Source organism: Methanomicrobiales archaeon (assembly GCA_030019205.1).
GTDB lineage: Archaea > Halobacteriota > Methanomicrobia > Methanomicrobiales > JACTUA01 > JASEFH01.
The window spans coordinates 25,959-52,902 of sequence record JASEFH010000016.1; the positions used below are offsets into that span (position 1 = coordinate 25,959).

General features: G+C 65.7%; 26 protein-coding genes. 16 read left to right on the forward strand and 10 right to left on the reverse strand.

Features of this window, described 5'->3' with window-relative positions:
* The first annotated feature begins 26 nt into the window (after nt 1-26).
* The 3 genes from QMC96_09265 to QMC96_09275 all read left to right on the forward strand — a co-directional run bounded on the left by QMC96_09265 (nt 27) and on the right by QMC96_09275 (nt 2,861).
* Entirely contained in the window at nt 27-764 is a 738-nt protein-coding gene (locus tag QMC96_09265; protein MDI6876944.1) for an ABC transporter ATP-binding protein, read from the forward strand.
* Nucleotides 730-2,175: a hypothetical protein gene (locus QMC96_09270; protein MDI6876945.1), complete on the forward strand. Its 1,446-nt coding sequence runs from the start codon at nt 730-732 to the stop codon at nt 2,173-2,175. Before QMC96_09265 ends, QMC96_09270 begins: the two co-directional genes overlap by 35 nt.
* An 80-nt stretch (nt 2,176-2,255) precedes the next feature.
* Complete coding sequence (locus tag QMC96_09275; GenBank protein ID MDI6876946.1) at nt 2,256-2,861, forward strand: hypothetical protein; 606 nt, start codon at nt 2,256-2,258, stop codon at nt 2,859-2,861.
* Between the two features lie 90 nt (nt 2,862-2,951).
* Here the strand turns inward: QMC96_09275 and QMC96_09280 are convergent, their stop codons facing one another.
* From QMC96_09280 to QMC96_09290, 3 genes are all read right to left on the reverse strand, one after another.
* A complete protein-coding gene (locus QMC96_09280) occupies nt 2,952-4,061 on the reverse strand; it encodes a TIGR04084 family radical SAM/SPASM domain-containing protein (protein ID MDI6876947.1) in 1,110 nt (369 codons plus the stop codon).
* A 701-nt stretch (nt 4,062-4,762) separates the two neighbouring features.
* Nucleotides 4,763-5,824, reverse strand: a complete 1,062-nt coding sequence (locus QMC96_09285) for a hypothetical protein (protein MDI6876948.1) — start codon at nt 5,822-5,824, stop codon at nt 4,763-4,765.
* Nucleotides 5,815-6,033 carry a hypothetical protein gene (locus tag QMC96_09290; GenBank protein MDI6876949.1) on the reverse strand — a complete coding sequence of 73 codons (219 nt, stop codon included), beginning with the start codon at nt 6,031-6,033 and terminating at the stop codon, nt 5,815-5,817. The genes QMC96_09285 and QMC96_09290 overlap by 10 nt, the downstream gene beginning before the upstream one ends.
* A 278-nt stretch (nt 6,034-6,311) precedes the next feature.
* Here QMC96_09290 and QMC96_09295 point away from each other — a divergent pair, with 278 nt between their 5' ends.
* The gene (locus QMC96_09295) at nt 6,312-7,061 is read left to right on the forward strand and encodes a matrixin family metalloprotease (GenBank protein MDI6876950.1); all 750 of its coding nucleotides are present in this window, start codon (nt 6,312-6,314) and stop codon (nt 7,059-7,061) included.
* Between the two features lie 124 nt (nt 7,062-7,185).
* Here QMC96_09295 and QMC96_09300 read toward each other — a convergent pair whose 3' ends face one another.
* Nucleotides 7,186-7,617 (reverse strand): DUF61 family protein, encoded by a 432-nt coding sequence (locus QMC96_09300; protein MDI6876951.1) that lies wholly within the window; start codon nt 7,615-7,617, stop codon nt 7,186-7,188.
* A 137-nt stretch (nt 7,618-7,754) separates the two neighbouring features.
* Between QMC96_09300 and QMC96_09305 the strand changes: the two genes are divergently transcribed.
* The 5 genes from QMC96_09305 to thiC all read left to right on the forward strand — a co-directional run bounded on the left by QMC96_09305 (nt 7,755) and on the right by thiC (nt 13,156).
* Entirely contained in the window at nt 7,755-8,600 is an 846-nt protein-coding gene (locus tag QMC96_09305) for an SDR family oxidoreductase (GenBank protein MDI6876952.1), read from the forward strand.
* Between the two features lie 253 nt (nt 8,601-8,853).
* Nucleotides 8,854-9,153 carry a hypothetical protein gene (locus QMC96_09310; protein ID MDI6876953.1) on the forward strand — a complete coding sequence of 100 codons (300 nt, stop codon included), beginning with the start codon at nt 8,854-8,856 and terminating at the stop codon, nt 9,151-9,153.
* 303 nt (nt 9,154-9,456) lie between these two features.
* Nucleotides 9,457-11,184 carry a WD40 repeat domain-containing protein gene (locus QMC96_09315; protein ID MDI6876954.1) on the forward strand — a complete coding sequence of 576 codons (1,728 nt, stop codon included), beginning with the start codon at nt 9,457-9,459 and terminating at the stop codon, nt 11,182-11,184.
* 204 nt (nt 11,185-11,388) lie between these two features.
* Nucleotides 11,389-11,892 carry a nucleoside deaminase gene (locus QMC96_09320; GenBank protein MDI6876955.1) on the forward strand — a complete coding sequence of 168 codons (504 nt, stop codon included), beginning with the start codon at nt 11,389-11,391 and terminating at the stop codon, nt 11,890-11,892.
* Between the two features lie 37 nt (nt 11,893-11,929).
* Nucleotides 11,930-13,156: a phosphomethylpyrimidine synthase ThiC gene (gene thiC, locus QMC96_09325; protein MDI6876956.1), complete on the forward strand. Its 1,227-nt coding sequence runs from the start codon at nt 11,930-11,932 to the stop codon at nt 13,154-13,156.
* Between the two features lie 246 nt (nt 13,157-13,402).
* On the opposite strand, the gene QMC96_09330 is transcribed toward thiC, so the two are convergent.
* Nucleotides 13,403-14,260: a methyltransferase domain-containing protein gene (locus tag QMC96_09330; GenBank protein ID MDI6876957.1), complete on the reverse strand. Its 858-nt coding sequence runs from the start codon at nt 14,258-14,260 to the stop codon at nt 13,403-13,405.
* A 188-nt stretch (nt 14,261-14,448) separates the two neighbouring features.
* Here QMC96_09330 and QMC96_09335 point away from each other — a divergent pair, with 188 nt between their 5' ends.
* Nucleotides 14,449-15,045, forward strand: coding sequence for a lactate utilization protein (locus QMC96_09335; protein MDI6876958.1), 597 nt, complete (start codon nt 14,449-14,451; stop codon nt 15,043-15,045).
* A 434-nt stretch (nt 15,046-15,479) separates the two neighbouring features.
* Nucleotides 15,480-15,617 carry a hypothetical protein gene (locus QMC96_09340; GenBank protein MDI6876959.1) on the forward strand — a complete coding sequence of 46 codons (138 nt, stop codon included), beginning with the start codon at nt 15,480-15,482 and terminating at the stop codon, nt 15,615-15,617.
* Between the two features lie 379 nt (nt 15,618-15,996).
* Here QMC96_09340 and QMC96_09345 read toward each other — a convergent pair whose 3' ends face one another.
* The 3 genes from QMC96_09345 to QMC96_09355 form a co-directional block, all read right to left on the reverse strand.
* Nucleotides 15,997-16,386 carry a DUF488 family protein gene (locus tag QMC96_09345; GenBank protein ID MDI6876960.1) on the reverse strand — a complete coding sequence of 130 codons (390 nt, stop codon included), beginning with the start codon at nt 16,384-16,386 and terminating at the stop codon, nt 15,997-15,999.
* A 259-nt stretch (nt 16,387-16,645) separates the two neighbouring features.
* A complete protein-coding gene (locus QMC96_09350) occupies nt 16,646-16,894 on the reverse strand; it encodes a hypothetical protein (protein ID MDI6876961.1) in 249 nt (82 codons plus the stop codon).
* 303 nt (nt 16,895-17,197) lie between these two features.
* Nucleotides 17,198-17,578: a hypothetical protein gene (locus QMC96_09355; protein MDI6876962.1), complete on the reverse strand. Its 381-nt coding sequence runs from the start codon at nt 17,576-17,578 to the stop codon at nt 17,198-17,200.
* Between the two features lie 209 nt (nt 17,579-17,787).
* Between QMC96_09355 and QMC96_09360 the strand changes: the two genes are divergently transcribed.
* Together QMC96_09360 and QMC96_09365 are read left to right on the forward strand one after the other, a co-directional pair.
* Nucleotides 17,788-18,465: a hypothetical protein gene (locus tag QMC96_09360; protein MDI6876963.1), complete on the forward strand. Its 678-nt coding sequence runs from the start codon at nt 17,788-17,790 to the stop codon at nt 18,463-18,465.
* 414 nt (nt 18,466-18,879) lie between these two features.
* Complete coding sequence (locus tag QMC96_09365; GenBank protein MDI6876964.1) at nt 18,880-21,147, forward strand: PAS domain S-box protein; 2,268 nt, start codon at nt 18,880-18,882, stop codon at nt 21,145-21,147.
* Between the two features lie 706 nt (nt 21,148-21,853).
* Here the strand turns inward: QMC96_09365 and QMC96_09370 are convergent.
* Nucleotides 21,854-22,714 (reverse strand): CPBP family intramembrane metalloprotease, encoded by an 861-nt coding sequence (locus QMC96_09370; GenBank protein ID MDI6876965.1) that lies wholly within the window; start codon nt 22,712-22,714, stop codon nt 21,854-21,856.
* Nucleotides 22,715-22,938: 224 nt separating this feature from the next.
* On the opposite strand from QMC96_09370, the gene QMC96_09375 reads away from it, so the two are divergent.
* The 3 genes from QMC96_09375 to QMC96_09385 all read left to right on the forward strand — a co-directional run bounded on the left by QMC96_09375 (nt 22,939) and on the right by QMC96_09385 (nt 25,529).
* The gene (locus QMC96_09375) at nt 22,939-23,520 is read left to right on the forward strand and encodes an SRPBCC family protein (GenBank protein ID MDI6876966.1); all 582 of its coding nucleotides are present in this window, start codon (nt 22,939-22,941) and stop codon (nt 23,518-23,520) included.
* A 445-nt stretch (nt 23,521-23,965) separates the two neighbouring features.
* Complete coding sequence (locus QMC96_09380; protein ID MDI6876967.1) at nt 23,966-24,130, forward strand: rubredoxin; 165 nt, start codon at nt 23,966-23,968, stop codon at nt 24,128-24,130.
* Between the two features lie 106 nt (nt 24,131-24,236).
* Nucleotides 24,237-25,529: an OFA family MFS transporter gene (locus QMC96_09385; GenBank protein MDI6876968.1), complete on the forward strand. Its 1,293-nt coding sequence runs from the start codon at nt 24,237-24,239 to the stop codon at nt 25,527-25,529.
* Between the two features lie 76 nt (nt 25,530-25,605).
* Here the strand turns inward: QMC96_09385 and QMC96_09390 are convergent, their stop codons facing one another.
* A complete protein-coding gene (locus tag QMC96_09390) occupies nt 25,606-26,811 on the reverse strand; it encodes a serine hydrolase domain-containing protein (protein MDI6876969.1) in 1,206 nt (401 codons plus the stop codon).
* Nucleotides 26,812-26,944 lie beyond the last annotated feature (133 nt).

Sequence of the window (26,944 nt, forward strand, 5' to 3'; positions counted from 1 at the left end):
ATATACAATGCTCAAACTATCTGTAAATGTCTGCGACGCTGAACACCGTGCCCGATCCGGCGATCGAAGTGCGGGATCTGACGAAGCACTACGGAGAGGTGAGGGCGGTCGAGGGCGTCTCCCTCACCGTGGGCAGAGGGGAACTCTTCGGTCTGCTCGGACCGAACGGCTCCGGGAAGACGACCATCAACCGCCTGCTGACGGGCCAGATCCGCCCGACGAAGGGGAGCGCCCGCGTCCTCGGCGTGGACGTCCTCGACCGCCCCCTGGAGGTGCGGGAGCGGGTCGGCATCATCCCCGAGCAGGAGACACCCCCGAGTTTCCTCACGGCGGAGGAGTACCTGCACTTCGTGGGGCGGATCCGCGGGGTCGAGCGGATCGATGCGCAGGCGGACCGCTGGTTCCGCCTGCTCGACTTCGAGGAGAAACGGGAGGTCCTCTGCAAGGACCTCTCCCGCGGCACCCGCCAGAAGCTGATGTTCGCCCAGGCGTTCCTCCACGAGCCGACGCTCGCCTTCATCGACGAGCCCCTGATCAACCTGGACCCCATCATGCAGAGGCGGGTCAAGAACTTCCTGACGGAGTACGTCGCGGAGGGGAACACCATCTTCATCTCCACCCACATCCTGGGGATCGCCGAGGAGATCTGCTCCCGCATCGGCATCATCTACCGCGGGCGGATCGTCCACGACGCCCCCGTGCGGGACCTGAGGGAAGGGGGGACGCGGCTTGAGGATCTCTTCCTCGCCTGCACAGCGGCGTGACACCGCCGCTCTCCTCCTCCGAGCCATGATCGTCGAGGAGTGGCGGCTCCACTCCAGCGTCTTCGGCGGGCTGATGTTCGCCCTCCTCCCCGCCCTCGTCGCATTCTTCTCCGCCGCAGCAGCCCTCTCCCTGCCCGTCTTCTCGCGGATCGTCCCCATGGAGCAGGTGGTGCTCCTCGCCCACTACCTCTTCGCCTTCTTCGGTCTGAACGTGGGCGGCTTCGGGCTGATGGGACGGGAGTTCATGAACCGCCGCTTCGGGCAGGCGAGCCTGATCGCCTACTCCTCGCGGAGCCTGCCGGTATCGGAACGGCGGATCTTCTTCAGCTTCCTGGTAAAAGACGTCCTCTTCTACTTCGCCCTCTGGATCCTCCCCTGCGTCGCCGGTCTCGCGATCGTCTCCCCCTTCCTCGGGATCCCCCCCGTCGCCATCCTGCACCTGCTCCTCACGCTCTCCCTCGCCTTCCTGACCGGGCTCTCCGCCGTCTTCTTCCTCTCCACCCTCTACGCCCACTCGCAGAAGCTGCTGATCGGCACCGTTCTCGCTGCCGCTGCCGCTGCCCTCCTGACGGGCGCATGCCTGAACCTGAACGTTCTCTGGGCCCTGCCGCCGTACCGGCTCTTCCGCGACCTCTCGGCGGGAAACCTGCTCGCGTCCCTGGCGCTGGCGATCGTCCCTGCCGCACTCTCGCTCGCCTTCCTGAACGTGGACTACCCCGAGAAGAAGCGGACCTACCGCAACGCCCTGGACGGGCTGGCCCGCCGCATGCCCTGGGCGGCGTATGCCCCCTTCATGGCCAAGGACTGCCTCGACCTCTCGCGGAGCGAGGGGGGTCTCGGGAAGATCGTCTTCTCGTTCCTCCTCCCGATCGCGCTCATCGGGGTGCTGCTGTTCGCATTCCTGCCGTTCGTCCCCGCCCTGCAGCCGCTCCCCCTGTTCGCCCTCTTTCTCGGGATCATCACCTCGACCGTCTACAACTGGCTCACCGAGTACGACCTCTTCGCCAGCTATGCCTTCCTCCCCGTGCAGGTATCGACGGTGATCCGCAGCAAACTCGCGAGCTACGCCCTCTTTAACGCCATTCCCCTGCTCATCCTTGCGGCGCTGGCGATCGGGACGGGGGATCCCGCCCCGTTTCTCCCCGTCATCGCCACGTTCGTCTCCCTCTCCGCCTATGCGGTGGCAGTGATCGTCTACCTCACCGGCCTGCACCCGAACATCCTGCTCTACAACGCCCGGGTGTTCGGCCAGTACGTCGCCGCCCTCGCGCCCCTGCTGCTCGCCTTCATCTTCCTCTCCCTCCTCTCCCCCTATTACCTGACCGCAGGGCTGGCGCTCCTGCCGCTCTCCGCATGGATCCTGCAGAAGAGCTACCGCAAGTGGGACGCCGCGGAGTCGCTGCGCTTCTAGACCGCCGGCGGGACCCGCGCGGGTCCGCCGGGGCCTGTTCCCCCACCCTTTATCTGGATGCAGCGTGCAAGAAGGGGGCGATGCTCTTCGAGGCGTTGCTGGAGCGCCTGCCGGACCGGAGCCTCATCCTGGTCGAGGACGACATCGGATTCGTGAAGACGATCTTTGCGGAGAGGCTGGCGTCGAAGGCGGCGTCAGCCGGCTGGCAGGTGCGCTACATCACGGCGGGCTACAAAGAGGACGTCCAGGCGGAGATGCGCATGCAGGGGCTGGAAGCGGCGGAGCGGATCGAGTTCTCCGACCGCTTCCGGGACCGGAAGACGCTCGCCGCGAACTGCACCGGGGATCTCTGCATTGTCGACGCCATCACCACGCTCCTCTCTGATGCGGGGGCGACGGAGGTGGCAGGTCTCGTCGACTCCCTGCTCGATGCCAGCCGGCAGGGGCGCATCATCCTGATGCTGGCGGACCGGGGGGTGCTGCAGGCGGGAACCGAGCGGTACCTGCATGTCCGTGCGGACGGCGTGATTCAGTTCGGGGGTTCCGGCGAGGGGAGGTTCATGCGGATCCTGAAGATGAAAGGGTCATGGGCGGCGTCCGAAGTTTCCCTCCGCATCACGGAAGCGGGGACGCCGCTCCTGGAAGAGAAGCAGGAGAGGGGCAGCCCCGAGACCAGCCGGGCGTGAGAGGATCCTCCGCCCTCGCCGGGGAACGCGGGCACAACCGCAGGCTGCCGGGAGATTGCCGGAGCGCGGCGATCTCCCCCCTTCGCGCGTTCACGGAATGATCTCGCAGCCGTTGTACTTGTCGTGCCGGAAGTCCTCGAGTGCGATGGCGCCGTCGTCCAGGAGCGATCGGATCGCCGGCAGGGCCTCCACGATCGCATCGTGCAGGTTCTCCACCGTCCCGCAGACGAGTCTCCGCTGGTCCCGCGTCCAGGGCTGGAGGACGTTGGCGTAGAGGCAGCGGCCCCCGCAGAAAGAGCGGATCCGGCAGCCCTCGCACAGGTGCGGCGCCTCCAGGATCGGCAGGCGGAGGGGGTCCGAGGTTGCGATATGCCCGAGGTAATATGGGCGCATCCCCACCATGCAGGGGCAGGGCGCGATGCTGCCGTCGGTCAGGATGGTGTAGTTGGCATGGCCGGAGCCGCAGCGGAGCGCCGTCGCCGTCCTCCCGCGGAGCAGGTCTTCGGCCGTATCCAGGAACGGGTACCAGCGGGGCACCTTCCCCTCGCGGCGCATCGCGTCGACCCAGTCCCGCACGAGCCTGCGGATGCCGGGGTTGTAGCTCTCCTGCGCCCAGGTGCCGAAATCCCTTGCCTCGAAGTCCCGCGAGAAGTTCGCGTCCAGCTGCCAGTGGATGGAGGAGAAGGAGAAATCGTGGCTGCACGCGAGAGCCCGCACCGCGCTGTGGATGTCGGTCTGCTCGGCGACCGTCATCCGCGCGATGATCTCCCCGGAGAACCCGGCGGCGACCATCCCCTGCAGGTTCCCGATCAGGCGGCGGTAGGTCCCCCTCCCCCGGTAATAGTCCGTCAGATCCTCGGGGCCGTCGATGGAGACGAAGACCGTCGAGAAGCGGTTCGTCCACTCCGGCTCCAGGCGGTGGAGGATCTGCCCGTTGGTGTAGATGGCAAACTTCCGCACGGGGGCGTGCTGCAGGATCTCGCGGACGAGATCCGCCCGGAGCAGCGGCTCCCCGCCGTAGAACATCAGGACCGGATCGGGGTCCCGCGCCAGGAAGCCGTACAGGAGATCCAGATCCACGGCGAGCTCCGCAGGCGTGTCGATATCGACCGCCGGTTCCCCCTCCTCGAAGATCGCCTTGCCGCGGCAGTAGCGGCAGTTGAGGTTGCAGTCGTCGGTGAGGATCAGGTGGTAGAACAAGGGATCCCGGGGAAGGTTGGGGGGACGGGAGGAAAAATCTGGCGGTTTGACGGACTGTTCATGCCGGAACCGCCGGCGAGGCGGGACGATCGCTGCCGCCGTCCCCGGTATGGCGCACCGGCGGCTCCGGCTGCGGGTATCCTCTCTCCATCGGGGACGGACCGCCGCTGCAGCCCCGGCCGCACCGCACGCGGCGATGATGGATGCTCCCCCGCCCCCGTCGCGGGCGGCCGCCGGCGCGGGTGCAGAACAGATCCCGTCGGGAACGTCCGTTGCAGGGGGGCAGACGGGGACTGTCGGCAAGAGGGTACTGCACAGGATACCGAAATTACCGCACCGGCGGGAGAGGGGCGCTCCCCCTCCCCCCCCCGTGCCCTCGTCCCCGCGTGCGATGGGGCCTGCTTCCGGGCACAGGAGCTGCGGGATTCGGAAAAGCGAATCGTATCGACCCAGGTCCGCTCATCCTTCCTATACTGCAGGATACCTCTCCCTCCAATTTTCCCCGTACCGGGCCATCATACCAATGGAGCAATGCTACTCCTTGCCCCACTCTGTGCTTTGGACATCCCATAAGCCAACACGATATCCGGAATGACCACGGAGTTTCGAATGCCAGAGGATGGGATCGGGGAGCGCTGCAGTTCGGGAGAACGTTTCACCCTTATCTCCTTATACGTTCGATATCGACTGGGCTATCAAATTCAATCTGCGCGTTTCGGGTGCCACTGCTCCATGTGCTCCGCATGCGTCCTCAGGTAGGCTCCAGGACTGAAATGGCGGTCGTAGAACTCCCGATCCAGATGGTGGGCCTGCAGGCAGGTGATCACGAAGATGCTCGGAACCGTTGCGGGGAACTTGCCGAACCGGTCGTAGATGTACCGCGCCTGGAGGGCGACGCACTCCCGGAACTCCTCGTCGTGCACGAGAGCGCTCCCCCGCACGCGCGGGGTCTCCCGATAGGGCCCGGGCGTGCCGGGATGGAACGGCCCTCCCGCTCCGAAGTTCCGCTGCACCAGGGCGTCGACCGCCTTCCGCATATCGGTATAGTGGGGCGGGGTGTAGCCCGCGAAGATGCCCGGAAGACCCGTGGGGTTGGGAAAAGGCCAGCGCTCGTCGAAGGTATAGCGGAAGCCCAGGCCGGGTGCATCGGGACTGCCGCTGGCGCCCAGCACCGTGTAGGGATCGAGACCGTCGAACATCCAGCCGCCGAGCCCCATTGCCTGGAGCATGAGGACGCCGGCATAGCAGGCGGTGGAGAGCTCGGCGGTCAGTTCTGCCAGGGAGATCTGCTCGAGGAACGTCAGGGGAATGGGGTTCTGCAGGTTGACCAGGTGCCCGAAGCGGTCCAGCCCTGCAATCCTCTCACGGTGAATGTCGTCGTAGAAGCACTGCCCGTTCTGGGTGAAATAGCAGAGTGCCGCGAGGACGTGCTGGGCGAGATCCCCTACCGGTACGACCAGCGTGCTCCCCGGACGGTTGACGACCCAGGTGTTGTGGCCCCCCATGTAGGGGATCTTTGCGGGGATCCGGAGGCGCCCATCATGGATCTTCCGGATGCGGGACTGGTGCGCAGTGAGGAGGTCCAACAGATCCGGAACTCCATCCTCCGGCATATCCGCAGGGGGCGGCGCATCCCGGGTCTGCAGGCAGTACACCCCCTCGTCGTCCGTGAAGAAGATCTCGCTCGTATGGAATCCTGCTGCCGATGCCGCGTAGTCCGGGATGTGCGGCGAATACCGGGGATTGTGGGGGATCAGAGCCACCCCGTGCTGCCGCCCACCGCGGTCAGCACCAGCAGCTGTTCGAGCCGGGAGAGCGGCAGCGGTTCGTGGCGGGACGTAAAGGCCAGCTCGCCCGCCGGTATCGAGGCCCCGAGCAGGAACCTTCGGGAGCGTCTTCCCATCAGGGCTCCTACTAACGGGAAGTTCCTCATCTCCTCGAAACCGGGAGGGTAGTCTTCTGGAGCATGCATGGGCGGGGATGACCCCGGCGGGACGCATGAAGGTTACGGTCAGCGGGAGGGTCCAGCAGAGGGAGCCTTTCCAAGGGGGTCATAGCACCCGCCGCGTGCACGCGGTCTGTGATGTCACCAGAAACCAGATTCGATGCGTTCGTGACGTGGCAGCCTGTTTCATCCCGATCCTTCAGGGGCGTATGCCCCATCCCGAAAACCTTATCCGCTCCACTATTGTAGAACTGATAGTGACCGCAATTGCAGCCATTCCTGCTGTTGCGGAAAGGTGGATCTGGATGAAGACAAAACTTCTGATTCTGGTCGTTCTGCTCTCTGCGCTGTGCATCGTCATGGCCTCTGCCAGCATGCTGGTTCCGGCCAGCGACCGGGCCCGGGAGGTGTCGCAGGCCCCGGAGCACTCGCCTGTCATCGGCGAGAGTTTTGCCGTTGAACGGGTTGATTTTATCCACTATGTGAAACCCCCCTCGGCAGCGGCAAAGCCAAAGGCGGACACATGCTATAAACTGCTGGGAGTCAAATGGCTGGCGACTCCCGTACAGTATACTGTAAATCCTGCGAATACCGAGGGATTGGAAGATGGTTCAGTCTTTGCCGCCATCTCGGATTCTGCGGAAACCTGGGATGCCGCGACTTCCAGAGAGTTATTCGGTTCGTATACCGCGAGCAGTTCAGCGTATTACGGCACGTACGACCGCATCAATGCCATCTCCTTCGGCCCCATGCGCGATGACAACGTCATCGCCGTGACCTCGATATGGTATTCACGCGTTGGAAAACAGATCGTGGAGTTCGATATACTGTTCAACGACTACTTCGACTGGGGAGATGGATATGCGGACTCCACCAAGATGGATCTTCAGAATATCGCGACCCATGAACTGGGGCATGCCGTCGGCATGGGGGATGTCTACTCGACCACCTGTTCGGCCGTGACGATGTATGGATATTCGGAGGAAGGGGATACGGAGAAGAGGACCCTCGAACCGCCCGACATTGCCGGACTGCAGAGCCTGTACGGTGCCTGAATAGAGGGCACAGGGGGAGTTCCCCCATACCTGCGTTTTCTATTATCTACGTTCGAAACGGACCACCAGATCCTGCAATCGGGATGGACGGGGTATCGTCCCCCGTCCATCCCGGGGATACCGCCTACATCATCACCGTCTGAACGGCCGTCGGATACTTCTGCAGGATGGCGTAGACGATCGCCCGCGAGACCCAGAGCCTGCCGTCCCGGAAGGTGCGGAGCGGACTGAGTTCCCCCAGTTCCTGGAGGGCCTGCGCCGCCGTTCTGTCGGTGAGGTATGCGCTGTCCGAGACCTCCGTATCGAAGTAGAACAGGATGGGCAGCCGCAGTCTCCCGTGCAGATCCTTCGGGAGGGCTTCCCCCAGTCTCTGCAGCACGTCCCTGCGGTAGAGATGCTCTTCGCCGCCCCGGGTGCGGGAAGCAGGCTTCACCTCCTGGAGAAGATCCTCCAGAGTCTTTCTCTCCGAGACGATGCCCCTGTTGATTCTCCCGAGCTCCGTCCGCATCCAGCGGAGGAAGACGGCATCGTCGGTCATGGACGGCCGCTCCGGCATGCTGGCTCCCGATCGGTCGAACCCGCTCGAGCGGGTTCCAGTGCCTCCTGTTATAGAATCTCTCAAATAAAAAAACATGTCCTGTTCGGGGCCGGGCCAGAAAGTATTATTGCCGCAGAGCAGCACTCTCGACCACCATGGACGGGCGCACCATCCTTGTCACGGGCTCCACCGACGGCATCGGGAGAGCGGCGGCGCGGATCCTGGCGGAGAGAGGGTATCACGTCCTCATCCACGGAAGAAACGAGGCGAAGGGCCGGGCCGTCCGGAAGGAGATCGGAGAGCGCACGGGTTCCGAACGGCTCGATCTCCTCATCGCCGATCTCTCGGTTCAGCAGCAGGTCCGCCGCCTGGCAGCGGAGATCCGGGATGGGTACGACCGGCTGGACGCGCTCGTCAACAATGCCGGTGTCTACATGCGAGAGAGGATGATCACGCCCGACGGCCTGGAGACGACCTTTGCCGTGAACTACATCGCCCCGTTCCTGCTCACCCACGAACTCCTCCCCCTCCTCCGGCGGAGCGCTCCCGCCCGCATCGTCAACGTCGCGTCCATCGCGCACCGCAGCGTGCGAAGCGTGGACTGGGGGAACCTGCAGGGGGAGAAGCGGTACGATCCCTACGAGGCCTATGCCCTCTCCAAGCTGGGCGTCGTCGTATTTACCTACGGGCTGGGCCGCATCCTCGACGGCAGCGCGGTCTCCGCCAACTGCCTGCACCCGGGGGTCATCGACACCAAGCTCCTGCGGGCGTTCTCCGGCTACCACCAGGGGGCGCCCCCGGAGCACGGCGCGGAGGTGGAGGTCTACCTGGCGACGTCCCCCAGGATCGACGGCATCCACGGGCGCTACTGCGAGGAACGCCGCTGGGCACCCTCGTCCCCGCTCAGCATGGATGCGGCGGTCCGGGAGCGGTTCTGGAGGGCGGGGCTGGACCATGCCGGGCTGCGGGAGTGGACGAACAGGATCCCCGCCCGCCCGTAGCGATGCTCCCGGCACGCAGGACCGATCGCATCTCCGCCCTCGCAGACGGTGCTCCCCCGGATGCTCCGGGAACTCCATCGCTGCTCTCACGGGGCGGACGGGGTGGCGCTCCCGCAGCGGGCCCCCATACATTCAAATACGAGGGAGGGGAGAGGAGAGGCTCGCCGACAGACTCGAGATACCGAGCTGCCGGGGGTGTCCGCGCAGCATCCCTGCGTGCGGTCTCCCCGGACACCGGCTGGAGGTTTGCAGAATGCCCGAGGGAGAGAGAGAAACAGGAGAGCTCGCCCCCGTCACGTTCACGTGCTACAGGGTCGAGCTGGGAGAGAGGGAAGTCCCCGAGGATATGAACATGTACAGCGTCGTCGTGGTGCAGCCCGACGGTTTCTTCCGGCACCAGGTCGTCTGGGCGAGGAGCCCGGAGGAGATGGGGGAGTCGATCCGGGTTCAACCGGGATCGAGAGTCTTCGCGACCCAGATGGCGAACAACATGGTATGGGACAGCGGGGCGACCGAGGCGACCGGGGGGCCGGAAGCGGCACCGTCCGCCTGATGCGGCGGGGGGCCCGCACCCCTCACGGCATGGAGGAACGCGGGGATCTGCCGGGCATGGAGATAAAAATTGCGGTTTTTCTTTCCAGAATATATCACGATTATTCCCGGAGCAGACCCGGTATTCCACAGAACAGATTCCTGCGGCGGGATCGGCAGCGGTATGCCGATATTGGATGGGTATAACTTCACGAAATTCAAAAATACGGATCTAAGCGCCACCTACGGGGAATTGAACCAGTATTTCCCATGAATGCACCATGGCGAAAGCCTTCATTAGCGTGATGCTCGAAACCATCCTCTGATGCGTTGCCATCCCCTGTTCAAACCCATCCTTGCGCTTCTCCTGGTGCTCTGCCTCCTCCTACCGGCAGCCGCCCAGGACACGGGAGCCCTATCCCCCGAAGCGGAAAACGGGAGCGAGGATCCGCCCCTGTACGGCGCGATAGGTACGGACGCCGGCGAGTACATCGTCGCCGAAGAGGACTGCCCCGTGGAGGAGCCCTGGCTCCTGGAGAACGAGACCGCCGACGGGGCCTCCGATGACGGGACGGCATCGGACAGGGAGATAGCCGGCGAGGGGATCGATATCGGCAGTGCCGAGAACCGGGATATCATCCTCCCGCCGTCCCTGTCTCCCGCGGAGGTCTGGAACGCTTCGGCCCGCGAGCGCATCACGAGCACCTCGATCACCGGGGACGGGTCCCACGCGGTTGCCGCCACCCACCGCCCCGGAACCATCTACTACTTCGACTCTTCCGGAGCGGTGCAGTGGAGGCGGCCGATGGAGGTGCCGGTATTTGGCGTCGCGATCTCCCCCGACGGCACGCACGTCGCCGCCGCGGCGGAGAAGCTTTACCTCCTCTACCCCCACGGCGGCGAGATCTGGAGCGAAGACAGCGGTTACTTCGTCTACAGCGTGGCAGTCTCCCGCGGCGGGGAGCGCATCGCCGCCGGCTACGACGACGGCACCGTCCGACTGTTCGATCGGGACGGTCACCTTCTCTGGTCCTATACCGCCGGGGACGACGTGATCAGCACGGCGATCGCCGCCGACGGCTCGTATGTGGCAGCCGGCTCCGAGGATCACCACCTCTACTTCCTGGACGGATCCGGCGGCCTTCTCTGGAAGTACAGGACCGGCGACGGCGTCCAGGGAGTGGCGCTCTCCGCGGACGGATCCCTGGTGGGTGCGGGTTCCGGCGACCGGGTCGCCTACGTCCTGGACGGCCGCGGGAACCTGCTCTGGAAGTATGCGGCGGAGAACCGCATCCGTGCGGTCTCCGTCTCCCCGGAGGGGGCTCTCGTGGCGATCTGCGAGGGGAGCCGGCTGCACCTGTTCGATCGCGAGGGGCGGAGCCTCTGGGAGCTCGACACGGGTTCGGGCGGGCGGCAGGTCTCGACCTCCTCCACCGGCGCCACCGCCGGTCCCGCGGTGACCGCCGCTGCCCTCTCCTCGCATGGACTCCGCCTCGTCGTCGGCACCGGCAGCGGAGACCGGCGGGTCCTTTTCTACGCGGCCGATGCAGCCGTGGAGCCATCCGTCCGTTCCGTGCAGGAAACGGGCATCCGCGCGCCGGTCGAGGCGCTCGAGGCGTCGTACCTCCAGGATGCTGACGACGGCAGCGTGCGGGAATCGGCCTACGTCTCCAGCATCACCCGCCTCGGCCCGCATCCGCACGATCCGGTTGCGGTGCGGATCGCCGTCTCCCCGCACTGGCTGGCGGGCCGCCCGGGCGGTGCGGAGGGGATCCGGATCCTGGAGAGAACGGAGAACGGCACGGAGACGATGCTGAAGACCACGATCGTCGGCTACGATCTCCGGAACAACACCATCTTCGAGGCCGTCTCCGGCAACCGCTCCGCCGTCTACGGACTCGCCTCCGGCGTGACGGACGACGGCGCGGCGCCGACGGGCGAGTGGTGGAGCCTGCGGTCTCTCCTGGGAGGCGGCGAGAGCGGAGCGCCCCCGCTGCCGGGCGGGTATCCGCCCATCCTTCCGCACCTGCTGCACCGGATGGCGTCGGCCTGACCTGCCGCCGCCGCAGCAGCCCGGTCCTTCCGCCGCTGTCCGGGGGCGGCAGCTGCCGCTTTGAATGCATTCCCCGCCGTGTGATGCGCCGGGCAGGCGGGCTGCGATCCCGCGGGAGGGTGGCGGGGGCCCCGGGCGCGATCGATCGCTCTCCCGGACGGGAGGGAGCGATTGTATCATATACGGGCACACCGACAGTGGGATATGGATCTGCGACAGGACCGCGGGGAGGCGTTCACGCCCGATGCGGGAGCGATGCAGCGGGCGATCGAGGCCGCCCGCGAAGGGGTATCGCACGGCGAGAGTCCGTTCGGCGCCTGCATCGAGCTCGGCGGCCGGGTGATCAGCACCGCGCACAACCGCGTCTGGGAGTTGACGGACATCACGTGCCATGCCGAGATCGTGGCGATCAGCGAGGCGTGCCGCCGCCTGTCCGCGGTCCACCTCCCCGGCGCCGTGCTCTATTCCACCTGCGAACCGTGCCCGATGTGCTTTGCCGCCGCCCACTGGGCAGATATCGCCAGGATCGTCTACGGCAGCGGGATCGGCGATGCCGCGGGGCTCGGTTTCCGCGAGCTCACCCTGTCGAACCGCATGATGAAGAACCACGGGGGTTCGCGGATCGAGATCACGCCGGGTTTCCTGCGCGACGAGTGCCTGGCGGTCTTTCGGGAGTGGTCCAGACGGGCGGACCGGAGGACGTACTGAGGGGCGCGGATCTGCCGTGCGGAGTGCTGGGTGCCGTATGACAGCGCAGCTCGAACAGGCGAAGCGCGGGAGAATGACGCCGCAGATCGAGGCGGTTGCACGGGCGGAAGGGATCGACCCGGGCACGCTCCTCTCCCGCGTTGCATCCGCAGAAGCCGTCGTCATGTGCAGGGGCGGGAGAGCGGTCGGCATCGGAAGGGGGCTGGGAACCAAGGTGAACGTCAACATCGGGACGTCGCCCTCCCGCATCGATCCCGATGAGGAGGTGAGAAAGGCCGTCATCGCCGAACGGTATGGCGCGGATACGATCACGGACCTCTCCACGGGAGGGGACATCGAGGCCATCCGCCAGCGGGTATTCCAGGCCACCACCGTTCCCATCACCACGGTGCCGATCTACCAGACGGCAGCGCAGAAAGGCATCGGCAGCATGACGGCGGACGACATCCTGGCCACGATAGCGGCTCACGCGAGAGAAGGGGTTTCATCGGTCGTCCTCCACTGCGCCGGCAGGGACCTGATGGACGTCGTGAGACGGTGGGAGAGGATCATGGGGGTCGTCTCGAAGGGGGGTGCGATCACCCTGGCATACATGCGCCGCAACCGCTGCGAGAACCCGTTTCTGGAGCACTTCGACGAGGTCCTGCGGATCCTGCGAAGATACGATGTCGTCCTCTCGCTGGGGAACAGCATGCGGAGCGGGTGCATCCACGACGTCCGGGATGCAGCGCAGGCGGGGGAGATGCAGTTGAATGCCCGGCTGGCGCGGGAGGCGTACGAACGGGATGTGCAGACGATCATAGAGGGCGTCGGCGGGCACGTGCGGGCTGACAGGATCGCACCCTACGTGAAGCAGTACAAAGACCATTCCCCGGCACCGCTGTTCGTCGCGGGACCTCTGCCCACGGATGTCGCCGTCGGGCACGACCACATCGCCGGCTGCGTCGGCGCGAGCATCGCCAGCGGCGCCGGCGCCGACTACCTCTGCTACATCACGCCCTCGGAGCACATCGGGCTCCCCGGTCCGGAGGAGGTGAAAGAGGGTCTCATCGCGTTCAGGATTGCGGCGCACATCGGGGATACGATCAAGTACGGCCGGGACGATCCCGACAGGGACCTCGCCGAGAGACGCGCAAGGCTCGACTGGAAGGGGCAGGCGGAGTATGCCATCGACCGAGAGGCGCTCGTGCGTGCCGCACCCGGTGCAGGACCCTGCACCATGTGCGGGGATTTCTGCGCCCTGAAACTGATGCGGGAGCCCTGATCGATTCCGCAGGCGGCGCGCAGTCCCCGCGGAGAGCGGACGAGCGGCTGGCATCCCTCGTGGGTGCCGCCCTCTGGCGGCTGCCGCAGCGCCGCACGGGGGAAGCGGCACGCGCCGGGAGCGGGGATCGAACCTCTGTTCCGGCACCCGTGCGCAGAACAGCCCCGCTCCCGGGTCCGGAGGGGGCGCATGCGGGGGGAGAGTACGGAAACGGGGCGCCGCCGACCCCGCGTTCAGCCCAGCCCGTCATCCCCGGGTATCGGGACTGCCCTGCTCCTTCTCCCACCAGACCGCCGCCGTCGGGCGGACCGTCGTCTCGACGAATTTACCGTCCTCGTTCCGCCGCAGCGTCCGGGCGAAGTAGTCGTAGACCGGAGAGAGATCCTCGAGCCCGGGACTGTGCATCGCCACCCAGGACTGCACCGCCTCGTCGACGGAGTCGTAGACCGCATCCCAGATCGCACGGTAGATCCGCACGTTCGCGAAGATGCCGGCGTCGTGCAGGATGTTGACGGCGTAGATGTAGTCCGGGTATCCCTTCCGCCGGGCCCCCTCCTCTCCGAACACCGCCGAATAGAGCTCCATCTCCCGTCCGCCCCGCCACTCCCCGGCGTGCCAGAAGAGATAGACCGCGCGGCGGGCGGCGGCGTCGAGCTTCTGCAGGGCGGCGCCGAGATCGTAGAACCCGAGCGAGAACGCGGCGATGACCACGTCGTGGGGCTCGATGTCCCGCCCGATCACGGCATCCTCCCAGCGCATCCGCACGCAGGAGTAGTTGCTCCGCCCCGCCTCCGCCATGCGTTCCTTCAGGATGGCGAGCATGCCGCCCGACGGGTCCAGGGCGGTCACGTGGGCAGCGGTGCGGGCGACGGGCACGGCAAGCCTCCCCGTGCCCGCGCCCATGTCGAGCACGGTGTCGCCCGGGCGGATGTCCAGAAGGAAGAGTTCCTGCTCCGTCGCCCGCTTCTCGTCGCGGGTGACCCGCTGGTAGGCGGCGGCGCGTCTGTCCCAGACGGCGGCAGGGTCGCGCTCCTTCTCCTCCCGCCAGGGGGAACTCGCGTGGACCGCCTTCCAGAGTTCGTTCCAGTCGATGATGCGGTGCATGTAGTTCCCTCTCCCTCCGAGGGGATAAGCGCTCGCGATCCGGGGACGGTGCGGCGCACGGTCCGTGCAATCCTATATGAAGTGGCGCGTCCTCCCTCACCCGGGGTGATCGGATTACACGAACGACCCGGTACAGCGCGGTCAACCTGATCGCGGACGCGGGAGTCGACCCGGACCGCTGGAGCCGGATGCCGGACGATGCCGTGCTGGAGAGGACGGTGGCGGCGATCGAGTCGCGGAACGTGCGGGTGATCCTGACGGGGACGGGCGAGGAGGCGCTGGACGCCATCCTCGATCTGATCCCCGCCGGCGCCGAGGTGATGAACGGCTCCTCGACGACTCTGATCGAGATCGGGTTCGAGCGGTTGCTCGACGAGAACCCGAAGGGCTGGCGGGACTACCACGGGATCGTCACCGCCGAGGACGATGCGGAGAGGCGGCATGCACTCCGCCGCAAGGGTGTGGCGGCCGACTACTTCCTCTCCGGGGTCCAGGCGATCGCCGAGTCGGGCGAGATCGTGGGATGCGACAGGACGGGGAGCCGGGTGGGGGCGTGGCCCCATGCGACCGCCCACCTCGTCCTGGTCTGCGGCGCGAACAAGATCGTGCCGACGCTGGACGAGGCGCTCCGGCGCTGCCGGGAGTACGCCCTGCCGCTCGAGAACCAGCGTTCGCAGCGCGTCTACGGCAATCCCAGCGCCATCGGCAAGTACGTGATCCTGGAGAACGAGGCCGAGGCGGGGCGAATCACCCTGATCCTGATCCGCGAGAGCCTCGGCTACTGAACGACAGCCGTGCCGCCACCGGCGGACAGGGCTGGAGGGTGCGGCCGCACGGGGATCCCGGAGAAGGAAGGGCACGGACATCGGTCTCGTTTCCGGCGGTGCGCAGGACACCCCGGCAACGGCGGTGGAAGAGTCCGCCATGAGCGCATGCAGCGCACGGCCAGGATCTGCCAGAGATTGCGGATGGAACCGCAGCGGGGCGATGGTCGCCCTCCCGCCTCACGCTGCGGAATGCCGCGATGCGGCGTCGACACGTATACGATGCCATTCTGCCACCGATCCCGATGGTCGACCCCCGGTCTCCGCCGATATTCTCATGTGCTCCGGGGCTATAATCATCGTGCTCGGGGGCGCAACGCATATCGCCCCGCTGGAGCAGGGTGTCGCCGGGCCGGTATCGGGGGATTATTCGGCCCATCGCCGCCATGCCGCGGATGGGAGAGGGATTGACACTCGTCGGCGCACCTGCCGCTCTCGCCGCCTTCTTCGGGGGCGTGCAGAATCCCGTCTCCAGCATCGTGTTCCGCTCCTCTGCCGCATTTCTCGTCGCGCTGGGGTACGGACACTCCTGACCGGCTCCGGGAGATCTGTCCGCTCGTGAAGACGGCAGTCGCGCTCCTCCCCCGGATCGGAAACTCGCTTCAAATACCCTCCCCGGCAGGAAGGGAGCATGAACCGATCTCCCGGGCCCGACGGGACGATGCTTGCCGCCGATATCCCGGCGGCACGGGGCCCGGTCCGCCTGTTCCGGATCGACGCTGCATCGGGACCGAAGGCGCGGAGGATCGCGCTCCCGGGCGATCCCCGCCCGCAATCCGGTCCCCCTCGTATCCCCCTGCCACCGCGTCCTGCGATCGGACGGGCGTCCGGGCGGGTGCTCATGGAGCGCGTGGGGCACTACCAGCCCCGCTGCCCCGGCGGTGCCCCGAAACCCGTGGTTTCCCGGACCGATCAGCCGCCGACCCCTGCCTGCCGCGGGAGTTCCTGCGGGAACCGCTCCTCGAGGTACTCCCGGAAGGCGACGGCGTTGTTGTGCCGCTCGTTCTTCGCGCCGAAGAGGATGGTCACGTCCCCGCTACGGGCTCTCTCGAGGATTGCCCGCACGCTCTCCCGGGCCTTCGGGCTATCGAGCTCCTCGAAATACCTCCGACGGAACTCCTCCCAGCGTTCGTCCCGATGCCCAAACCACTGCCGCAGCGCCGTGCTCGGCGCCGCTTCGCGGGCCCAGAGATCCACCTTCGCATCCGCCTTCCGCAGACCCCGCGGCCAGAGCCGATCGATGAGAACCCGGAACCCGTCGTCCGGGCCGGGCTTCTCGTATATCCGCCTGATCCGGATCATACCGGCACGATCCGATTGGCGGCATATAAACTGTGTGCCGGCATCCACGCGAGGAGGGCACCCGACGCCGCAGACCGGATGGGCGGTCGTGCTCGCGGCAGACCGGCAGTGCCGGTCTTCTTTACGGGACGGCTCCGTTCGAGCGGCGAATCCGCACCGTTCGACGATGCGTTCGGCATCGCAACGGTCGAGCCGGGGCGGGGAAGAGGAGAGCGATGATCTCTCCGAAGGCGATCGAAATGCTGAAGCGTGACGTATCTCATCCCTTCCTCAACTCCAGGCAGTATCCCTTCTGCGAGGCGATGCGGTCCACCATGGAACGGAGCAAGTTCGATCTCTCTTTGATATTCACTCCGCGGGACATCCGGTCTGCTTCAGCCAGCGCTCCTTTCAGCTCCCCGCTCTCCAGGAAGGTTGAGGCAATGCAGCAATAGCTCTTCGAACGCCCCTCCCTGTATTCCTGTAGCATCCGGCGCAGGACCCGCTCTCTGACGTTCTGCAGATCCACGAACCCGGCTGTCCTCCCCCCGTCCTGGATGAAGGCGGCGTCATCTTCAAGTTTCTGATAGCATTCGAACGAATCGGCGCTCTTTCCCGCTTCCCCGTGCCTTTTCCAGAGATCGCACGTCTCACTATCCGCACAATCCCGGCAGAATTCGACTCCCTTTCTCTGCAGCGCGCAGGTGATGGAAGGGCAGCCGGCAGCCATTCTGCCTGCGCTCCTGCAGCCCGGACACCGGCTTTTCGCGTCCGTATGAGAACCCGGGCAGAGTCTGCAGGAGAGCCCGCATATTCCAGGTTCGGGGTATTTCTATCCGCATGGTCCCTGAGAGGATGTATTCGGCCCGCCTGAAACCCAGACTCCGCTCCCTTCCGGCAGCCGGCGGGTGCGCCCGAAGACTATCCCCAGCAGCAGGAACACAACCAGAGCGACCCCCACGCAGCCCACGATCCCGATGTTCCGCACATTCGCGTCTGCAAGCGGCACACCGAGCAATCCCGCCAGGGACAGCACGACGATGAGCAGCTCCATGATGGAGAAGTACGGGTCGCCGATGGGATCCTGGGGCGACGCGAGCGAGAGAAGTCCAAGCGTCAGCGCAATCGCGTATGCGATCAGGAGGAGGACCGCGGCGAATGCTGCAGCCGTTCCCAGCATCGCATGCTGTCGTGTGAAACCTTCATGCGCCATCGTTACGATCCCGCCCGGATCCCTGGCCCCCGGAAACGCGGGGGTAATGGACGTGACGGATGTATTTAAAACTGGTACAGAGATGGGCGTTCAGCAGCCCGCAGCCATACCCGTTCTCTGCATGCAGCCTGGAATCCCGCACGGCTCACCGGCGGCAACCCATATCCACCCGACCGGCTCCGGATACGTTATTACCACATGACGGTATCATGCCGATCAAAGGACGGGATATGGCCCTCGCTGATTATATCGGGAAGTTCTGGGCGGGCGCCGAGGTCATGTACGGCGTGATCATCGCCATGACGTTCACCAGCACGCTCCGGGGGTTTCCGGGCATGTTCGAGGTCGTCGTGCGGCACGTCACCGCGGCTGCGCTCCTCTGCTGCGTCGCCTGGGGCATTGCCGACGGACTGTTCTATCTCTGGGAGCGTCACTACATCGTCCGCCAGGAGAACCGCATCATCGAGTACGCGCAGTCTGACCAACATCGGGAGACCGCCCTGTCCCTGATCGGGGAGCAGCTGGACGACACGATTCTGCGGAACGTTCCGGAGAAGGAGAGACTCCTGTTCTACGACAGGCTCTCGCGGATCCTCCCGGGCGCACCCGCGCGGGAGGGGGTGTCTCCCCGTGAGACGGCGGCGATCCTCTTCGGCACCTTTCTGATGTCGGCCGGGAGCGGGGCGATCGTCGTTCTGCCGTTCTACATCGCCGCCGATGCTGCACAGGCCCTGACGGTCTCGAACCTCGCAGGAATCCTGCTGCTGTTCGGCATCGGCTGTCTGAGAGCGCTCGAGAGGGGGATCGTCCCGAAGGTGCTGTCCGGGCTCGGGTCGGCGCTGATAGGCATCATCGTCGCAGGAATCACGATCGTCCTGGGCGGCTAGCAGCGGCGGCGATGCCCGGCGGAGGGGACGGAGCGCATGCCTCCGTCCGGAACCGCGCGCCCGCAGATCTCCTCCCCGGAAGATCGTCCCGCTGCACCGGGGGGCGATCCGAAGGAGCCGCAGCCGCCAGTACGCACGGATCGCAGGGGCGGGGCGATCGGGATCGTCGGGAGGCTGGTTCCGCCAGGCACGCCCGAAGACGCCGCCCTGATCGGGCGACGGCGGAGCGTCCCGGATCTGTCACCGACATCCCCGCAGGACCGGGCAACCAACCGCCCCGGATGCGGGGGAAGCCGTTCGGCGCACCCGCAGGGATCCGCTCCTGCCGCACGGGGATCCCGCGGAGGAACAGGTTTTTCATTCCGCAGGTCGAACTTCCTCCAGCATAGATATCCCCAGTACACCAGGAGCGAAATGCCGGCATCCCCTCACACCCCCAGGGACAGAGAGCACACTGATCAGGATCGGGCGCACCTGGAGCTGGATGCCATCTACGCCTCCGCTCCCATCGGGTTGTGCCTCATCGATGCGGACACCCGCTTCCTCCGCGTCAATCGGCGGTTTGCAGAGATGGGCGGGTTCTCCGTCGAGGAGATCCTCGGAAGGAGGGTCCGCGATCTGATACCGGCCCTTGCGGACCGGCTGGAGGAACTTACCCGTTACGTCGTGGATACAGGCGAGGCGCTCCTCGAGATCGGAGTGGAGGGAGAGACACCGGCACATCCCGGCGCGCTTCGATCCTGGAGGATCAATGCGTGGCCTGTGCGGGATTCTCGCGGGCAGGTCATCGCGATCAACATCGCCGTTGACGAGACCACCGAGCGCAATCGGGCGGAGGAGGCTTTACAGCAGGAGAAGGAGCGGATGGGGGCCATCCTCACCGCGCTGGACACGGGACTCTCCCTGATCGACCGGGATATGACGATCCTCTGGGTCAACCAGAAGGTGCGGGATCTGTTCCCCGGCCGCGACCCCGTCGGCCAGAAGTGCTACCGGTTCTACGAGAGGAAGGAGTCCCCCTGCGGTGTATGTGCAGCCCGGCAGTCCCTGGCCACGGGGAAGGTGGCCAGCGTCGATAAGTACGTTCCGGGAGAGGGATCGGCTCCCGGTCACTGGCTCCACCTGGTATCCCAGCCGGTCAGGGACCGCTCCGGACAGGTTACCCAGATGCTGGAATCCTTCACGGATATCACCCCGCAGAAGAAGATGGTGGAAGCCCTGCGGGAGAGCGAGGCGAAGTACCGGTCGCTCATCGATACGCTCCAGGAAGGAGTCGTCGTGATCGATAGGGCAGGCGTCATCCGGTATGCGAATCCCCCGCTGGCTGCCATGCTGGGGTACACCGTGGAGAATACCATCGGGAGATCTGTCTTTTCGTTCATGGACGCACAAAATGCCCGCATCCTCCGGGAGCACATGGGGCAACGACAGAAAGGCAGGAAAGAGCAGTACGAACTGGAGGCCGTCACCGAACAGGGGGTCAAGAAACACATCCTTATCGAGGCTTCGCCCGTGACCGATGAACAGGGGAATTTCATCGGCTCCATTGCAGGAGTCATGGATATCACCGAGCGCAAGCGGACCGAGGAGGCGCTACGGGAAAGCGAGGAGAAGTATCGGGATCTCTTTCTCAATGATCTTACCGGGGATTTTGTGGGGTACCCCGATGGAACAATCCAGGACTGCAATCTTGCATTCGCCCGCATGTTTGGATTTGCATCCATCGAGGAGGCAAAAGCATCCAATTTCCTCCATACTTTCATCGATGCGGAACAGCCGGGGCAGCTGCTTGCCCGCCTCAGAAGGGAAAAGAAGATCGAGTCTGTTGGAACGTACCGAAAGAGGAGGGACGGGACCCGGATCCACGTCATTGAAACGCTCATCGGCATCTTTGACGACAGCGGAGCGCTGGTGCAGTTGCGGGGCTATCTCTTCGAAGACACGGAGCGCGTTCGCGCCGAAGAGGCCATGAGAAGGTACCTGGACCAGCTCAAACGCAGCAACGAAGATCTCGAACGGTTCGCCTACATATCCAGCCATGATCTCCAGGAACCCCTGCGGACGATCGTCAGTTACGCCCAACTGCTGGAGCGCAAGTACAAGGGGATGCTCGATGCCGATGCCGATGAGTATCTCCAGTACCTCGTCAAAGGCGGCAAGCGGATGCAGAACCTCGTCCATGATCTGCTGGAGTATTCCCGCGTCAATACGAAAGGCTCGGAGCTCCGCGAAACGGATGCCTCCGCGGTTGTTGAAGATACCCTCCCCATCATCCGCACCCTGGCAGAGGCGAATGGAGCGACCGTTACGTACGATGCCCTGCCCATGGTGATGGCCGATCCCACTCAGCTCCGGCAGGTCTTCTCCAACCTGATCAGCAATGCCATCAAATTCAGGAGAGAGGGGGTTCCGCCTGACATTCATATATCTGCCAGGAAGAGAGATGGCATGGTGCAATTCTCGGTCCGCGATAATGGCATCGGGATCGAGCCCCAGTATTTCGAGCGGATTTTCGTCATCTTCCAGCGGCTCCACGGAGTGGAGGCCTATGAAGGAACAGGCATCGGCCTTGCCATCGTGAAGCGGATCATCGAACGGCACGGAGGGCGCATCTGGGTGGAGTCCGAGCCGGGGCAGGGGTCGACGTTCCACTTCACGATACCGGCCCCAAAAAGCGGTTGACGTTCCGGGCTGCTCCCGAGAAGCGGCTCCGGGCCAGCGTTTTACGCCGCAACCGGAGGTGAACCGCGTTCCCGGAAGAGGGCGGACGACCTTTCCCGCGCGGCGCCACGGCCATTTCCTCCCTCCTCTCCCTGCAGCCCACCCGCGATCTGCTGCTATCCGTGACCATCCTGCCCGCGCTGCTCGCGACGGCGTTCTCCCGGGGGAGGAAGATCCGGGGCGGGCGCCGGCGGATCGGCGAGGGAGCGGAGCATCCACGTGTCGCCCGCTCATGCCGCTGCCGCCGATACCGGCAGAGAGCGGGAGATAGTGGCTTCGTGCCACGGGCGCGCACCGAATCGGGACCCGGTACATTCCGGGTCGCCGGTATGCGGCTGGCGACCGGAGCGCGTTCCACCGGATTATATGGGCGAGCAGGCACACTCTGCGAGGGGAAGGCTGGGGCGCCAGCTGCTCCCCCGATGGAACCGCACCCGTGCACGGAGGGAGGGCTTCGCTGCCCGGAGACGGAACCACCCGAAGATCGGTCGCGAACCATGAGGGCCGACCGTGCGACGGGACGTCGGGCCTGTCCGCAGACGGGACGGGTGCACGCTGCGCCGGAGAGCGTATGTCCCCGGAAAGAGGGGGTATTTTCCTCTTCGTCCGGGAAGCGGTGTTCGTGGCCGCCTGCAGAGCCGTGACCACAGTACTCGATACGATCCCCTCACGGGTCATCGGGAGAACCGGGGGGATCCTGTCGGGCGTAGCGGTAGCAGGCCAGGGTTTTCGGACCCCACAGGAATACGACGGCACCAGCGGCAGCGGCGAGGATGGCACTCACGACTACGGGATCGTACGGGAAACCGTAGTCGGGGACGGTGACCAGGTTGATCGTCGTATGGAAGAGGACCATGCCAAAGACGCTCTTCCCGGCGTTGTTGTAGATCCAGACCATGAGCACGCGGACCAGAATCGTGGATGCGCACTGCCCCGCCACCCAGAGCGGGGGATTCGCAAGGGTGTAGGGCACGAGATGCCACAGGGCCCAGACCGCCCCGATCGCAAGGGCCGACGGCAAGGCGCTCCACCGCTCCTGCAACGGATCGAGGGCATACCCCGACCAGCCGAGCTCCTCGCCGATTGCCGCGAAGAAGAAGACGACGAGATACGCGGGCATCATCAGGACCGGGACCCGGAGGGCGGGGACGGATGCTCCCGCAAGGCTCGTCCATGCCATGGCGAGGATCCCCGCCGCGGGCATCAGGAACAGGATCGGTGCATACCAGATCTTCTGCGCGATCCGCCGGTGGTCGACAGCCCTCCCCAGCAGGCGCTTCACGCCGTCCCATCCCGTCTCCCGACAGGCCAGGATCGAGGCTGCGAGCACCGGAATGCCGACCATCGCCAGGGTGTACGGAGGCACAAGCCCCAGCACGTAGCCGGGAACCGAGATCAGGACGACCAGCAGAAAGTAGATCCAGGGATGTCTCTCCGTCTCGGCCTTCTCCATCGGCATCGCTCCGCGCCCGCGGTCCGGAAGGTTCAGGTCATTTCGTTCCCCATCGTTGAAAAGGTTTGCATTCATGGTTCGTGACGGCTCCCGGCAACCCGGCGAAAGGACGGGATGGCAGAGTACGTACGCCCCCCATCCCCTCGTCCTCCGGGGGAGGGGGATCCACCCTGGAGCGGCACGCTATCGTCCCTCTCACGCATACTGATCTCTTCCGGCGCACTGCACGAAGGTCCTGCGGCAGGAAACGTATATCAGCGATGAAGGGCATGAGTCGCCCCGAAAGGAGATCGACCGGCATGGCACAGACAGAGCAGTCGGGAACGGAGACGGCAATCGCCCGATCCGGGAGCAGAGGGGGGCAGGTGCGTCCTGCCCGGATCATCGCAGAACCGGGAAGACAGGAGTTCGTCGTCATCCGGGAGTTCGACGCCCCGCGGGATCTCGTCTTTCGGGCGTACACCGATCCGGAACTCTACGCGCAGTGGATCGGTCCGCGGACGCTCTCCACGGCGATCGAGACGTTCGAGCCGCGGAGCGGGGGCAGGTGGCGGTATATCCAGAAGGATCCGCAGGGCAACGAGTTCGGTTTCCACGGGGTGCACCACGACGTCACGCCGCCGGAGCGGATCATCGAGACCTTCGAGTACGAGGGGCTGCCGGAACCGGGGCACGTCATCCTGCAAAGAGCGGACTTCGAGGAGCTCCCGGAGAACCACACGCGGGTTACCAGCAGATCGGTCTTCCTGTCCGTAGAAGATCGCGACGGGATGCTGCAGTCCGACATGGAGGAGGGCATGAACGACTCTTTCTCCCGCCTGGACGAGCTGCTGGAGAGGCTGCAGAGATCGCGATCCGGAAGGGGGGACCTGCAGCACTGATCCCCTTCTGTCCACCGGAACGGGATCTCGCACGTTCGCAACCGGCGTCTCCCGGGACAGCAACGGACCGCGGCATCCCGGGGGGCGGGAAGAATAATCCCGGGAGGCGGAGAGAGGAACGGGTATGAAGGGAAACCAGATCGCGGGAGGGTTAGCCGGCGCTTTCATCGCATCTCTCGGCCTGTTATGGTTTCTGCAGGGGACGGGAATTCTCCGGATGCGTCCCATACTGTGCATCGCAAACTGCGAGGAGATTGCCGGCAGATCCCCGTTCTGGGCAGGCGCTGGAGCGATCGTGTTCGTTATCGGGATTCTTGCCGTCCTCGCGAGTGTCCGGCGCGCCTGTACTCCCCGAATAACAAGGGGCATGAAGGCTCTTTGCGCCGCGGCTGCCCCTGGAAGGCCTCGAAATGTCCGGTCACCCTAGGAAGCATGGCGGTGCCGCATGACGCTGTATCGCTGCGATGTCTGCAACGTGTACACCTACGACTCCCAGCGGGGCGACCCCGGAACCAGTATTCCCGCCGGTACCCTTCCTGCCGATTTCCCCGACACCTGGAGATGCCCCTTCTGCGGTGCGACGAAGGTTCACCTGCGGCCGATACGATGACAGGGAACGACCCGCGGGGATGAAGGACGGAGTGCCGTCTCCGCACCTCCGCCCGAACGAATTTCCAAATCCTTATTCCCGCCCTTGCAGAAGGATCCCTGTCTGCATGCTCGGGGATGACAGGCGGACCGCGGAAGGACCCTCGCTCTTCGGGATGCCCGCGGAGAGGGGGCGGTGGGGGCTCGTCGCCGCAGGGCTGGTTATCAACCTCTGCCTCGGGACCGTCTACGCCTGGAGCGTCTTTGTAAATCCGCTCATAGAGTATTTCTCCGTGCACCTCGGGCAGACCGTCACCGCGAACGACGTGCTGATGCCGTACTCGGTGATCCTCGCCGTCTTCGCGCTCACCATGGCCCTGACCGGCAGGTCCGTCGAGACGCTCGGCCCGCGGACGATCACCATCGCCGGATGCATTCTGACCGCTCTCGGCTGGCTGCTGGCGTCGGCGGCCTCCTCCATCGCCATGCTTGCCGCCATGTTCGGGGTGATCGGGGGCATCGGCATCGGGATCGCCTACGGGGCGACGGTCGCCGTTGCCGCCCGCTGGTTCCCGGACCGCAGGGGGCTCGCGGTCGGGCTGACCGTGTTCGGGGTCGGGTTCTCGGCATTCGTCACAGCAAACCTCGCCGGTCACCTCATCGCCGCATACGGGGTGATGACCGCGTTCCGCGTCTTCGGGATCGGGATCGTTCTCGTAACGGTGCCCCTGGCACTCCCGCTCGCCTTCCCGCCGGAAGGGTGGAGACCCGCCGCCCGGAGTCCTCCCGCCCCGGGAGAGGGCGGGCACGCGGCCCGCGAGTGCGACCGGGGGGAGATGCTACGGACCCCGGGATTCTACGGCCTCTGGATCTGCTACTGCATCGGGTGCACCGCGGGGCTGATGGCCGTCTCCATATCGCAGCCGGTCGGGACCGACCTGCTGCAGATCGAGACCGCCCTCGCGACCGCCCTCGTGGGATTCTTCGCCGTCTTCAACGGCGGCGGACGGCTGGTCTTCGGGGTTCTCACCGACCGCCTCAACCCGGGAAACGCCGCCAGGCTGTCGTTTCTCCTGATCGCGCTGGCCTCCGTGGCGATGTGGCTGGCGCCGGCAGTCCCGGTGTACATCGCCGCCTTCGCCGTTCTCTGGGGATGCCTCGGCGGCTGGCTCGCCATCGCGCCGACGGCCACGGCGACCTATTTCGGGACCTGCGACTACCCGCGGTGCTACGGCGTGGTCTTCCTCGCCTTCGGTGCGGGGGCGATCGCCGGTCCGCAGCTGGCCGGGTTCGTCCGCACGACGACGGGGACCTACGCCGGGGTGTTTCCCTGGGCGTTCGCCCTCGCGGTCGCCGGTCTTCTGACGGCATCGGTCCTGATGAAGCCGCCGAACCGCGAACACCCGCGGGCAGGCCGTTGACCACCCCCCCCTGTCATTCGCCCCGTTCTGTCCAGCGGGGCGAAAGGACTGCGCCGGTTTAGCGTGGGGCTGCGGCTCATCCATGGAAGGGATCTTCCACCCCGATGGAGCGGTACATGGCTGCCCGCAGGGCGACCTCTCTCGGGTCCTCCAGATACGCCCCCATGCGGTTCGGGATATACCCATAGCCGATCTCATGGCGGGGATCGGCAAACCCGAAGGAACCTCCCGTTCCCGGGGCCCCGAAGGCGCTCGGGTGAGCAAAGGGATTCTCCGGGCCCGGCTTCAGGAACCCGAGCGAGAACCGAACCTCCACCTTCAGGCATGCATCGCGGAACCCGCGGCTCGGCGGAACGGCGGGCGCCATCAGCTGCCGGAGCGTCTCCTCGCGCAGTCCGAGGTCTCTCCCTCCGGTCGCGAAGACGCTGTAGGCCTTCGCCATGGCCCGGGCCGTCCCGACACCGCCCCCGGCCGGCACCTCCAGGTTCCGGGCGTAGATGTGCTCTTTATCCTCCGCCGGCAGCTCCGACCCCTGCAGGCAGCGGCGGAAGCGCGAGCGCGGGTTCATGGCGGAGAGCAGGAGGGGGACGGGCAGTGCGAAGAGCGCTTCTGCCATGTTGAACCGCTCGAGCGTCGCCAGCCGTGCGTTCGGGATCTCCGCGGGCAGGCGGATATAGAAGTCGAGCCCCAGCGGATCGGCGATCTCCTCCTGGAAGAACCGTCCCAGCGTGCGGTGCCCGGGATCGACCCGGCGGAGCAGTTCGCTCTCGTAGAACCCCAGGGTGATGCCGTGGTAGGCCTGGCGCGTTCCCGGCTCAAAGGCCGGTCTCTGCCGCGCGAGCACGACGGCCAGCCGCTCGGGATCCGCGACGAGGCTCCTGTCCGGCCGCACGTCCAGGGCGAACAGCCCGCCCTGGTGCGAAAGCAGCTGGCGGACCGTGATCCGATCCTTGCCGCGCTGGCCGAACTCCGGCCAGTAGGTGCTGACGTACTCGTCGTAGTCGTACAGCCCCCTTGAGTGAGCGAGCGCCATGGCGAGCCCGGCCATGCCCTTTGTCGAGGAGTGGACCAGGGCCATGGTGCCCTCTTCCCAGGGTTCGCCCGTCGACCGGTTGCGGATGCCGCCCCAGAGGTCGACGACCTTCTCCCCGCGATGGTAGATGCAGCAGGCAGCTCCGAGCTCCCGGCGGCGCTGGAAGTTCTCCACGAACGCCTCCCGCACCGCCTCGAACCCTGCCCCGGCAAACCCTCCCACGGCAAACGGTTCCATCGGCGCCCTCACACCCTCTCTCCCTCTCGCAGCCGCCATCTACCTGTCTCGTCCGAAGAACCGATCTCGAGATTCTCCCCGATCTTCTGATCGGCCTTCTTCCTCCCCTCTCGTTTACAAGCTTAAAAGCCCGGGATCTGATATA

Coding starts and splice junctions, on each gene's coding strand:
- QMC96_09320 (MDI6876955.1), top strand. CDS start 11,389: ATGGATCTGCGACAGGACCGCGGGGAGGCGTTCACGCCCGATGCGGGA.
- QMC96_09310 (MDI6876953.1), top strand. CDS start 8,854: ATGCCCGAGGGAGAGAGAGAAACAGGAGAGCTCGCCCCCGTCACGTTC.
- QMC96_09300 (MDI6876951.1), bottom strand. CDS start 7,617: ATGCCGGAGCGGCCGTCCATGACCGACGATGCCGTCTTCCTCCGCTGG.
- QMC96_09385 (MDI6876968.1), top strand. CDS start 24,237: ATGCTCGGGGATGACAGGCGGACCGCGGAAGGACCCTCGCTCTTCGGG.
- QMC96_09345 (MDI6876960.1), bottom strand. CDS start 16,386: ATGATCCGGATCAGGCGGATATACGAGAAGCCCGGCCCGGACGACGGG.
- QMC96_09370 (MDI6876965.1), bottom strand. CDS start 22,714: ATGAATGCAAACCTTTTCAACGATGGGGAACGAAATGACCTGAACCTT.
- QMC96_09295 (MDI6876950.1), top strand. CDS start 6,312: ATGAAGACAAAACTTCTGATTCTGGTCGTTCTGCTCTCTGCGCTGTGC.
- QMC96_09315 (MDI6876954.1), top strand. CDS start 9,457: ATGCGTTGCCATCCCCTGTTCAAACCCATCCTTGCGCTTCTCCTGGTG.
- QMC96_09265 (MDI6876944.1), top strand. CDS start 27: ATGTCTGCGACGCTGAACACCGTGCCCGATCCGGCGATCGAAGTGCGG.
- QMC96_09380 (MDI6876967.1), top strand. CDS start 23,966: ATGACGCTGTATCGCTGCGATGTCTGCAACGTGTACACCTACGACTCC.
- thiC (MDI6876956.1), top strand. CDS start 11,930: ATGACAGCGCAGCTCGAACAGGCGAAGCGCGGGAGAATGACGCCGCAG.
- QMC96_09330 (MDI6876957.1), bottom strand. CDS start 14,260: ATGCACCGCATCATCGACTGGAACGAACTCTGGAAGGCGGTCCACGCG.
- QMC96_09340 (MDI6876959.1), top strand. CDS start 15,480: ATGGGAGAGGGATTGACACTCGTCGGCGCACCTGCCGCTCTCGCCGCC.
- QMC96_09365 (MDI6876964.1), top strand. CDS start 18,880: ATGCCGGCATCCCCTCACACCCCCAGGGACAGAGAGCACACTGATCAG.
- QMC96_09305 (MDI6876952.1), top strand. CDS start 7,755: ATGGACGGGCGCACCATCCTTGTCACGGGCTCCACCGACGGCATCGGG.
- QMC96_09290 (MDI6876949.1), bottom strand. CDS start 6,033: ATGCATGCTCCAGAAGACTACCCTCCCGGTTTCGAGGAGATGAGGAAC.
- QMC96_09335 (MDI6876958.1), top strand. CDS start 14,449: ATGCCGGACGATGCCGTGCTGGAGAGGACGGTGGCGGCGATCGAGTCG.
- QMC96_09360 (MDI6876963.1), top strand. CDS start 17,788: ATGCCGATCAAAGGACGGGATATGGCCCTCGCTGATTATATCGGGAAG.
- QMC96_09275 (MDI6876946.1), top strand. CDS start 2,256: ATGCTCTTCGAGGCGTTGCTGGAGCGCCTGCCGGACCGGAGCCTCATC.
- QMC96_09375 (MDI6876966.1), top strand. CDS start 22,939: ATGGCACAGACAGAGCAGTCGGGAACGGAGACGGCAATCGCCCGATCC.
- QMC96_09355 (MDI6876962.1), bottom strand. CDS start 17,578: ATGGCGCATGAAGGTTTCACACGACAGCATGCGATGCTGGGAACGGCT.